Here is an 11,408-nt window from a genome sequence, read left to right on the forward strand (position 1 = left end):
GCGACGACCTTTTCGCTGGGCGTGGTCATCATGAGCTCCGCACTTCGAAGGTGTCAGGAATCGTTGCTGTCGAGGGCGATGTCGATGAGGCTCGCCACGTCCATCGTGTCGATCAGGTCCAGCTCATCGCCGTCACTGGGGACCGGACCGTCGGTCCCGGGGTCGGCGAGCCGCAGTAGCGTCTCCAGGAGCCCCACCTCCCGGAACCGGGCCAGCGGAATCCGCTCCAGCGCTGCGCGCAGCTCGGCCTCCTGGGGGTCGAGGGCTGCCGCCCGGACACTGTCCGGGAAGAGCTCGTCCCGCAGGTGCTGGGCGAGGGCTTCGGGGGTCGGGTAGTCGAACACCGCGCTCGCCGGGAGGCGCAGCCCGGAGGCCGTGTTCAGCCGGTTCCGGAGCTCGACCGCCGTCAGCGAGTCGAAGCCCAAAGCCCGGAAGGCCCTGGTCGGTTCGACCGACTGTGCACCCGGGTAGCCGAGCACCCCGGCCACCTCGGTGCGCACCAGTTCCAGCAGCGCGCGTTCCCGGTCCGCGTCGGACTGTGCGGCCAGCCTGGCCTTCAGTGCGGCCGATTCGCCGTTGTCGGCGTCGGCGCCTGTCCCGCTGCCGGCGCCGGTCCCGTCCGGGTGGACGGCCGACAGCTGCCGGACCTCCGGCAGTTCGCCGATCAGCGGGCGCGGGCGGGTGGCGGTGAAGGACGGAGCGAAGCGTGCCCAGTCGACGTCGGCGACGACGCTGGTGGACTCACCGCTGTCCAGTGCCCGCTGGAGTCCGATCAGCGCGGAGGCGGGCGCCATCACGGTCAGACCGGACCTGCGCAGGTGCTCCTCCGCTGCCGCACCGGCTGCCATGCCGGCCTCGGCCCAGGGACCCCAGGCCACCGACGTGCCGGCCAGGCCGCGGGCCCGGCGGGACTCGGCCAGGGCGTCCAGGAAGGCGTTGGCGGCGGCGTAGGCGGACTGGCCGCCGCTGCCCCAGATGCCCGCGATCGAGGAGAAGGTGACGAAGGCGTCGAGTTCGGTCCCGGCCAGCAGGGTGTCCAGGTGGACCGCGCCGGCCACCTTGGCCTCGATGACGGCGGCCAGGTCGGCCGCGGCGCTGTCCGCCAGGGCGGCGTTCGCGACCGCACCGGCCGCGTGGACCACGGCGGTCAGCGGCTGCCCGACCGAGGCGAGCACGGCTGCCAGGGCCTCGCGGTCGGCCACGTCACAGGCGGCGATGGTCACCTGCACGCCGAACCCGGCGAGCTCGTCGCGCAGTTCCCGGGCACCCGGTGCCGCCTCGCCACGGCGGCTGGTCAGCAGCAGGTGCTCGGCGCCGTTGCGGGCCAGCCAGCGGGCGACGTGGGCGCCGAGGGCGCCGGTGCCGCCGGTGACCAGTACCGTTCCGCGCGGCTTCCATGCGGTGTTCCCGCCGAGGGCTGCCCGCACCAGTCGGCGGACGTACGCGCCCGACGCCCGGACGGCGAGCTGGTCCTCACCGTCGACACCGGTGAGGGCGGCGGCCAGCAGCTCCCGCACCCGCTCGTCCGTGCTCCCGGGGAGATCGATCAGGCCGCCCCAGCGCTCGGGGTGCTCCAGGGCCACCACCCGGCCGAGACCCCAGACCTGGGCCTGTGCCGGGTCCTCCAGGAGGTCCGTCCCGCCGGTGGAGACCGCTCCACGCGTCACGCACCACAGCGGGGACCGCACCTCGGCGTCGCCCAGCGCCTGTACGAGCAGGGTGGTGTCGGCCAGGCCGGCCGGCATCACCGGGTGTCCGGGGTGCGGGGCCGTGTCGAGTGCGAGCAGCGACACGACACCAGCGGGTGCGCCGTGCTCGGCCACTTCCCGGCGCAGGCGCTCGGCCAGTGCGGCGCGGTCGGCCTCGACGGCGGTGGTGCAGTCCGTGCCGGCGCCGGCCCGGGTGAGCGTGAGCCGGCGTACCTCGGCGCCTCGTTCGGTCAGGGCCGCGACCGTGGTCCGGACAGCGGTGTCCTCGGTGTGCCCGGCCGGGACGGCCAGCAGCCAGGTCCCGGTGGGAGCGGCTACGGGGGTCCGGACGAGCGGCTGCCAGGTGACCCGGTAGCTCCAGCCGTCGACGACGGACTGCTCCCGGCCCTGGCGGCGCCAGGCCGAGAGGGCCGGCAGCGCCGTGCTGAGCGGCTGGTCGCCGTCGAGGCCGAGGGTGGCGGTCAGCGCCTCGAGGTCCTCGCGCTCGACGACCTCCCAGAAGCGGCTGTCCACCGCGTCCGGGGTGGCGGAACCGGCCGCCGGGGTGGAGAGGGGGGCCTTCGGCCAGTAGTGCTGCCGTTGGAAGGCGTAGGTGGGCAGGTCGATCCGGCGGGCGCCGGTGCCGGCGAAGAACGCCTGCCAGTCCACGGCCGCGCCGCCCACGTGGGCCTGGGCGAGGGCCGTGGTCAGGGTCCGGGCCTCGGGCCGGCCGGAGCGCAGCGCCGGGGCGAATGCGGAGGGCTCGGTGAGGCAGTCCTGGGCCATCGCGGACAGAACACCGTCCGGGCCGAGTTCGAGGAACGTGCGGACGCCCTCGTGCTCCATCGTCTTGAGGGCGTCGTGGAAGCGGACGGCCTCGCGGACGTGGCGCACCCAGTAGTCCGGCGAGCACAGCTCGGCGGCGGAGGCGACCCGGCCGGTGAGGGTGGAGACGATCGGGATCCGCGGGGCCTCGAAGGACAGGCCCTCGGCGACCGTGCGGAACTCCGCCAGCATGCCGTCCATCAGCGGGGAGTGGAAGGCGTGGCTGACGGCCAGCCGGCTGGTCCGCCGGCCCTGGGCCTTCCAGTCGGCCGCGACCTCCAGCACCGCCTGCTCGTCGCCGGAGATCACCACCGAGGAGGGCCCGTTGACCGCGGCGATCCCGACCTCGTCCGTCCGGCCCGCCAGCAGCGGCAGCACCTCCGCTTCGGCGGCCTCGATCGCCACCATGGCTCCGCCGGCGGGCAGTTGCTGCATCAGCCGGCCTCGCGCGGCCACCAGTGCGGCGGCGTCCGCCAGTGAGAACACACCTGCGACGTGTGCGGCGGCGAGCTCGCCGACCGAGTGACCCGCCAGCGCGTCCGGGCGCAGGCCGAAGGATTCCAGCAGCCGGAACAGCGCCACCTCCAGGGCGAAGAGTGCGGGCTGGGTGTACTCGGTCCGGTCGAGCAGATCGCGCTCGCCGGCGAACACCACCTCGCGCAGCGGACGCTCCAGGTGTCGGTCCAGCTCCGCGCACACCGCGTCCATCGCCTCCGCGAACGCCGGGTACATCTCGTACAACTCAGCTCCCATGCCCAGCCGCTGACTGCCCTGACCGGTGAACAGGAAGGCGAACCTGCCACCCACGGCCGAGCCACGGACCACGTTCGCACCGGGGTTCCCCGAGGCCAACCCCTGCACACCCCCCAGGAACCCCTGATCGTCTGCGGCCAGCACCACCGCGCGGTGTTCGAGCGCGGAGCGCGTCGTGGCCAGTGAGTACGCCAGGTCGAGCAGCCCGGCCCCGGATTCGGACCCGGTCGCCCAGGACTCCAGCCGGCTCGCCTGGGCCCTCAGCGTCTCCTCACTGCTCGCGGACACGAGCAGCGGCAGCACGCCCGTTGCGGTCGGCTCGGCGGGGACGGCGGACTGAGCGGCCCGCGTGGGGGCCTGCTCCAGGACGACGTGCGCGTTCGTGCCGCTCATGCCGAAGGACGACACTCCGGACCGGCGCGGTCGGCCGGTCTCCGGCCATTGCGTGGCCTCGCTCAGCAGCGAGATCGCACCCTCGGACCAGTCGACGCGGTCCGACGGCTCGTCGAGGTGGAGGCTCTGCGGCAGTACGCCGTGCTGCATGGCGAGCACCATCTTGATGACGCCGGCGACGCCGGCGGCGGCCTGGGTGTGGCCGATGTTGGACTTCAGCGAGCCCAGCCACAGCGGCGCGTTCCCGTCGCGGTCCCGGCCGTAGGTGGCCAGCAGCGCCTGCGCCTCGATCGGGTCGCCGAGCGTCGTGCCGGTGCCGTGCGCCTCGACCGCGTCGACCTCTCCGGCCGACAGACCGGCGCTCTCCAGCGCCTGGCGGATCACCCGCTGCTGGGCCGGCCCGTTGGGGGCGGTGAGGCCGTTGCTCGCACCGTCCTGGTTCACGGCGGAGCCACGGACCACGGCGAGGACCGGGTGGCCGTTGCGCTCGGCGTCCGAGAGCCGCTCGACGAGGAGCATGCCGACGCCCTCGCCCCAGCTGGTGCCGTCGGCGGTGGCCGCGAAGGACTTGCACCGGCCGTCCACGGCCAGGCCGCGCTGGCGGCTGAACTCGATGAAGGCTCCAGGGGTGGACATCACGGCCACACCGCCGACGAGCGCGAGGGTGCACTCGCCGCCTCGCAGTGCCTGCACGGCGAGGTGCAGGGCGACCAGCGAGGAGGAACAGGCGGTGTCGACGGTGACCGCCGGGCCCTCCAGGCCGAAGGTGTAGGAGAGCCGGCCCGAGAGCACGCTGGCGGCCGTTCCCGTACCGAGCTGGCCCTCCAGCTCCTCCGGCGAGTTCTCCGCGAGGGTGAGGTAGTCCTGGCCGTGGGTGCCGACGAACACGCCCGACCGGCTGCCGCGCAGGGTGACCGGGTCGATGCCCGCCCGCTCGAACGCCTCCCAGGACGTCTCCAGCAGCAGCCGCTGCTGCGGGTCCATGGCGAGCGCCTCGCGCGGGCTGATGCCGAAGAAGGCCGGGTCGAACTCGGCGGCGTCGTGCAGGAATCCGCCCTCGCGGGTGTAGGACGTGTTCGGCTGCTGCGCGTCACTGCTGTAGAGCGCCTCCAGGTCCCAGCCGCGGTCGGTCGGGAACCCGGAGATCGCGTCCGTCCCCGTCGCCAGCAGCTGCCACAGGTCCTCCGGCGCACGGACACCGCCCGGGAAGCGGCAGCTCATCCCGACGATCACGATCGGGTCGTCAACCGACGGCCCGCCGGCCACCACCGGCAGGGCTGCGCCCTCGACCGTGCCCGTCGCGGCGGTGCCGGCCTCCGCCCCGAGCAGCTCGGCCAGCAGGTGGTCGGCCAGCGCCGTCGGGGTCGGGTAGTCGAAGACCAGCGTCGCCGGCAGCCGCATCCCGGTGGCGGCGTTCAGCCGGTTGCGCAGCTCGATGGAGGTCAGCGAGTCGAAGCCCAGTCCCCTGAACGCCTGCCTGGCGTCCACCGCGTCCGGCGACGTGTGTCCCAGGACGACGGCCACATGGGTGCGGACCAGGTGCAGCACCGCACGGCCCCGCTCGTTCTCCGGCAGGGCGGCCAGCTGCTCCACCAGACCCGTCCCGGTCGTGCCGCCACCCGCTGCGGCGGTGCGCCGCTCGACGGTGCGCAGCAGGCCGCGGAAGAGCGGCGGCACCGGGCCGGCCCCGAGCTCGGTCCGCAGGGCGGCGAGGTCGAGCGCGGTCGGTACCAGGACGGCGTGGTCGGATGCGCGGGCGGCGTCGAACAGCTCCAGGCCCTGCGACGAGGTCAGCGGTGCCATTCCCCCGCGGGTCACCCGGGTCAGGTCGGTCTCGTCCAGCGTGCCCGCCATGCCGCTGACGTCCGCCCACAGGCCCCACGCCAGCGAGGTGGCGGGCAGGCCCAGGGCGCGCCGGTGCTGGGCCAGGGAGTCCAGGAAGACGTTCGCGGCGGCGTAGTTGCCCTGTCCGGCGCTGCCGAGGGTGCCGGAGGCCGAGGAGAACAGGACGAAGGCGGACAGGTCCAGGCCGGCGGTCAGCTCGTGCAGGTTCAGTGCCGCGTCCACCTTGGGGCGCAGCACCCGCTCGACCCGTTCGGGGGTCAGTGACGCGACGACGCCGTCGTCCAGCACACCGGCCGTGTGGATCACTGCCGTCAGCGGGTGTCCGGCGGGCACCGAGGCGAGCACGTCCGCGAGTGCCTCGCGGTCGGCAGCGTCGCAGGCGGCGAACGCCACCGTGGCGCCCAGTGCGGTCAGCTCGGCTTCGAGCTCGGCCGCGCCCGGGGCGGCGGCCCCCTGACGGCTGGTCAGCAGCAGGTGCCGGGCGCCATGCGCGGTCACCAGGTGCCGGGCGACCAGGCGGCCGAGGCTGCCGGTCCCGCCGGTCACCAGGACGGTGCCCTCCGCGGCGTGCGGCGCCGGTACGGTCAGGACGACCTTGCCGATGTGGCGCGCGTGGCTGAGGTGGCGGAACGCGTCCGGTGCGCGGCGCACGTCCCACGCGGTCACCGGGAGCGGACTGATCGCCTCGCTCTCGAACATCGCCAGCAGTTCGGTGAGCATCTCCTGGATCCGGTCCAGGCCCGCCTCGACCAGGTCGAACGCGCGGTATGCCACGCCCGGGTACTCGGCGGCGACCTGCTCCGGGTCCCGGATGTCGGTCTTGCCCATCTCCACGAACTGCCCGCCGCCGACCAGCAGCCGAAGGGACGCGTCGACGAACTCCCCGGCCAGGGCGTCCAGGACGACGTCCACCCCCCGGCCGCCGCTGACCCGCAGGAACTCCTGCTCGAAGTCCAGGGTGCGCGAGGAGGCGATGTGGTCGTCGGCGACGCCCATCGAGCGCACCGTGTCCCACTTGCCGGTGCTCGCCGTGGCGAAGACCTCCGCGCCCCAGTGGCGGGCCAGCTGCACGGCCGCCATGCCCACGCCGCCGGCGGCGGAGTGCACCAGCACCGACTGGCCCCGGCGCAGGCCGCCGAGGTCCCGCAGCCCGTACAGCGCGGTCATGAACACGATGGGGACCGAGGCCGCCCGGGTGAACGACCACCCGGCCGGCATCCGGGCGACCATCCGGCGGTCGACCACCGTCTGCGGGCCGAACGCACCGGTCAGCAGGCCCATCACCCGGTCGCCGGGAGCCAGGTCGCTCACCCCGGGGCCGGTCTCCAGCACCACTCCGGCGCCTTCGCCGCCCAGTTGGACCTCACCGGGGTACATCCCGAGGGCACCCAGTACGTCGCGGAAGTTCAGCCCGGCGGCGCGGACGGCGATCCGGACCTGGCCGGCCGCGAGCGGCTCGGCGGCCTCCGGTGCGGCGACCAGGCGCAGGTTCTCCAGCGTGCCCTTGTCGGCGATGTCCAGTCGCCACGGCGCCGTTCCGTCCGGGGGCAGCAGACCGGTGTCGCCTGCCGCCCTGGCGAGGCGGGTCACCCGGACTCCACCGGACCGCACGGCCAGTTCGGGCTCGCCGGCCGCCAACGCGGCCGCCAGCAGGTCGGCGAGCGGGGTCGGCTCGTCCGCCGGCGTGGTGCCGGCCGGCACCGACGCGCCGGGGACCGGGTGGTCGTCGAGATCCAGCAGCACGAACCGGTCCGGGTTCTCCGACTCCGCAGACCGCACCAGGCCCCACACGGCGGCGTGGGCCAGGTCCCGGACGTCCGCCTCGGCGCCGGTCGCCACCGCGCCCCGCGTCACCAGCACCAGCCGGGACTTCGCGAACCGCTCGTCGGCCAGCCAGGTCTGCAGCAGACCCAGCACCTTCCGGGTGGCCAGGTGCGTCGCGGCGGCGACGTCGTCGTCCGGCGTGGGGGCGAACGGGGCGAAGATGATCCGGGGCACCGTCACCTCCGTGCCCAGTGAGGCGAGATCCGGACGGGCGGCGGCCTCCACGCCCGCCGCGCACAGCGCGTCGTGCAGCCCCAGGCCGTCGTCGCCGACCACGGCCCACTCGCCGGCCGCCACCGGTGGTGCGGCGACGGCGGGAAGCGCTGCCCACTCCACCCGGAACAGCGCGTCCCGGTGGGCGTCGGAGGCGTCGGCCAGCTGCGTCTTCGAAGCCGCCCGCGTCGTCACCGACTCGATCGAGAGGACCGGTGCGCCCGCGGCATCGGTCAGCACGAGCGACATGCTGTCCGACCCCTGCGGCGTCAGCCGTACGCGTAGGGCGGTGGCGCCGGCCGCGTGCAGGGACACGCCGCGGAAGGCGAACGGCAGCCGCCCGTGCGCCTCGGCGTCGCCGTGCAGGAACATTCCGTGCAGCGCGGCGTCCAGCAGCGCCGGGTGCAGGCCGAAGCCCGCGGCCTCGTCATGCCGTTCCTCCGGCAGCCCGACCTCCGCGAACACCTCGTCACCGCGCCGCCAGGCCGCCCGCAGACCACGGAAGACCGGACCGTAGTCGAACCCGGCCCCGGCCAGGTCGGCGTAGAGCTCCCCGGTCTCGACCGCGACCGCGTCGGCGGGGGGCCACTCGGCCGGCTCGGCGGCCGGGGACTGCCCGCCGTGGGCCAGCACGCCGGTGACGTTGCAGCTCCACGGGTCGTCCGCGGCGGCGTCCGCGGGCCGCGAGTACAGGGTCAGGGTGCGGCGGCCGTCCTCGTCGGCCGCACCGAGCACCAGCTGGATCTGGACGGCTCCGCGCTCGGGCCGGAGCACCAGCGGGTGCAGCAGCGTCAGCTCCTCGACGAGGTCGCAGCCGACCTGGTCGCCGGCCCGGACGGCGAGCTCGACGATCGCCGTGCCGGGAAGCACGGCCGAGCCCAGCACCACGTGCTCGGCCAGCCAGGGGTGCGTCTGGACGGACAGCCGCCCGGTGAACAGGTAGCCGTCCAGGCCGGCCAGTGCGACCGCGGCACCCAGCAGCGGGTGATCGGCGGAGCCCAGCCCGGCGGCGGCCACATCGCCCGCCCGGGCGCCACCGGACTCCAGCCAGTACCGCCCGTGCTGGAAGGGGTAGGTCGGCAGGTCGACCCGTTGGGCGCCCCGGCCGGCGAAGAAGGCCGCCCAGTCCAGGGCCGCGCCACGGGTGTGCACCCGGGCCAGCGCGGTCGTCAGCGCCTCCACCTCGGAGCGGTCGCCGCGCAGCGCCGGTACGAACACCGCGTCCTCGGTCGTGCACTCCTGGCCCATCGCGGACAGCACGGCGTCCGGGCCCAACTCCAGGAACGTGACGGCGCCTTCACGCTCCAGGGTCCGCACCGCGTCGTGGAAGCGGACGGCCTCGCGGACGTGGCGCACCCAGTACTCGGGGGTGCGGATCTCCTCCGTGACGTCACCGGTGAGGGTGGAGACGACCGGGATCCTCGGCTCGTGGAAGGTCAGCCCCTCGGCGACGGCACGGAACTCCGCCAGCATCGGCTCCATCAACGGCGAGTGGAAGGCGTGACTGACGGTCAGCCGCTTGGTCTTCCGACCCTCGGCGGCCAGCTTCTCCGCAACCTCCAGAACAGCCGCTTCGACGCCCGAGATCACCACCGAGGAAGGGCCGTTGATCGCGGCGATACCGACCTCGGCGGTCAGCAGCGGCAGGACCTCCGCCTCGGACGCCTGCACCGCCACCATCGCGCCACCGGCGGGCAGCGCCTGCATCAGCCGGCCGCGAGCCGCCACCAGCACGGCAGCATCAGCGAGTGAGAGGACTCCGGCGACGTGTGCGGCGGCCAGCTCGCCGATCGAGTGGCCGGCCAGCACGTCGGGCCGCAGCCCCCAGGACTCCACCAGGCGGAACAGTGCGACCTCGACGGCGAACAGGGCGGGCTGGGTGTAGGCGGTCCGGTCGAGCAGACCGCTCTCGCCGGCGAACACCACCTCGCGCAGCGGACGCTCCAGGTGGCGGTCCAGCTCCGCGCAGACCGCGTCGAGGGCCGTGGCGAACACCGGGAAGGCCTCGTACAACTCCCGTCCCATGCCCGGCCGCTGGCTGCCCTGACCGGTGAACAGGAAGGCGAGGGTACCGTCGGTGACCGAGCCCTCGACGACGTACCGGGGCGTGCTCCCGCCGGAGGCCAGCGCCTGCAGGCCGGCCCGGAAGGCGTCCGCCTCGGTGGCGACGACCGCCGCGCGCTGCGGCAGCGCCGAGCGGGTGGTGGCGAGGGAGTAGCCGATGTCGGCCGGGTCGAGCCCGGGGTCGGCGGCGAGGCGCTCCAGCAGCAGCCGGGCCTGGGCGCGCAGTGCCTCGGTACTCTTCGCCGACAGGATCCACGGGACCAGCGCCGTGTTCACGGGGGCGGAGCTGCCGTCGCCCTCCGGGGCGTCGGCGCCCTCGACGGTGTCCTCGGCCTCCGAAGCGACGGGGGCCTGCTCCAGGATGGTGTGGGCGTTGGTGCCGCTGACGCCGAAGGACGAGGTGGCGGCGCGGCGGGGTGCGCCGGTCTCGGGCCACGGCCGGGCCTCGGTGAGCAGCTCGACGGCGCCCGCCGACCAGTCCACGTGCGGCGAGGGCCGGTCGACGTGCAGGGTCTGCGGCAGCACTCCGTGCTGGAGCGCCAGCACCATCTTGATCACGCCGGCGACTCCGGCGGCGGCCTGGGTGTGGCCGATGTTGGACTTCAGCGAGCCCAGCCACAGCGGACGGTCCTCGGACCGCTCCCGGCCGTAGGTGGCGAGCAGCGCCTGCGCCTCGATCGGGTCACCCAGGACCGTACCGGTGCCGTGCGCCTCGACCACGTCGACCTGGTCCGCCGTCAGCTGGGCGTCCGCGAGCGCCTGGCGGATCACCCGCTGCTGGGACGGGCCGTTGGGTGCGGTCAGGCCGTTGGACGCACCGTCCTGGTTGACCGCGCTGCCGCGTACGACGGCCAGCACCGGGTGCCCGTTGCGGCGGGCGTCCGACAGGCGCTCGACCAGCAGCATCGCCACGCCCTCGGACCAGCCGGTGCCGTCCGCCGCGGCCGCGAAGGACTTGCAGCGGCCGTCGGCCGCGAGCCCGCGCTGGCGGCTGAACTCGACGAAGACGTCCGGGGTCGCCATCACGGTCACACCGCCGACCAGCGCCTGTGTGCAGTCGCCCCGCCGCAGCGCCTGGCAGGCCCAGTGCAGGGCGACCAGCGAGGAGGAGCAGGCGGTGTCCAGGGTGGCGGCCGGTCCTTCGAGGCCCAGGGTGTAGGCGATCCGGCCGGAGAGCACACTGGTCGCGTTGCCGGTCAGCAGGCGGCCCTCGACACCCTCGGGCACCTCCTTGAGCTCCGAGCCGTAGCCCTGGTAGCTGCCGCCGACGTAGACGCCGGTCCGGCTGCCGCGCAGGGTGGCCGGGTCGATGCCCGCCCGCTCGCACACCTCCCAGGAGGCTTCGAGCAGCAGGCGCTGCTGCGGGTCCATGGCGAGCGCCTCGCGCGGCGAGATCCCGAAGAACTCGGGGTCGAACTCGGCCGCGTCGTGCAGGAATCCGCCGCCGCTCGCGTAGAAGGTGCCCTGGTGCTCCGGGTCCGGGTGGTACAGCCCGTCGAGGTCCCAGCCCCGGTCACCGGGGAACGGCGAGATGGCGTCGCCTCCGGTGGCGACCAGTCGCCACAGGTCCTCGGGCGAGCGCACGCCGCCGGGGAGCCGGCAGCTCATCGCCACGATCGCGATCGGCTCCTGCCCGGCCTCCTCGACCTCGCGCAGTCGGCGGTTGGCCCGGCGCAGCTCGGTGGTCATCCACTTGAGGTGGTCGAGGAGCTTCTTTTCGTCTGCCATCAGTGGGCTGCCTTCCGGGAAATCGGGACAAGAGCGGTCGTCACGCTCGTCGCGTGGTGGGGTGTGGTCGTCACG

1 protein-coding gene is annotated in these 11,408 nt (G+C 74.4%); it reads right to left on the reverse strand.

Going from position 1 to position 11,408, the window contains the following annotated elements:
* Nucleotides 1-53: 53 nt before the first annotated feature.
* Nucleotides 54-11,336 (reverse strand): type I polyketide synthase, encoded by an 11,283-nt coding sequence (locus ACFC1R_RS19190; protein WP_375940054.1) that lies wholly within the window; start codon nucleotides 11,334-11,336, stop codon nucleotides 54-56.
* Nucleotides 11,337-11,408 lie beyond the last annotated feature (72 nt).

The sequence above is a fragment of the Kitasatospora sp. NPDC056138 genome (assembly GCF_042264695.1).
Lineage (GTDB): Bacteria > Actinomycetota > Actinomycetes > Streptomycetales > Streptomycetaceae > Kitasatospora.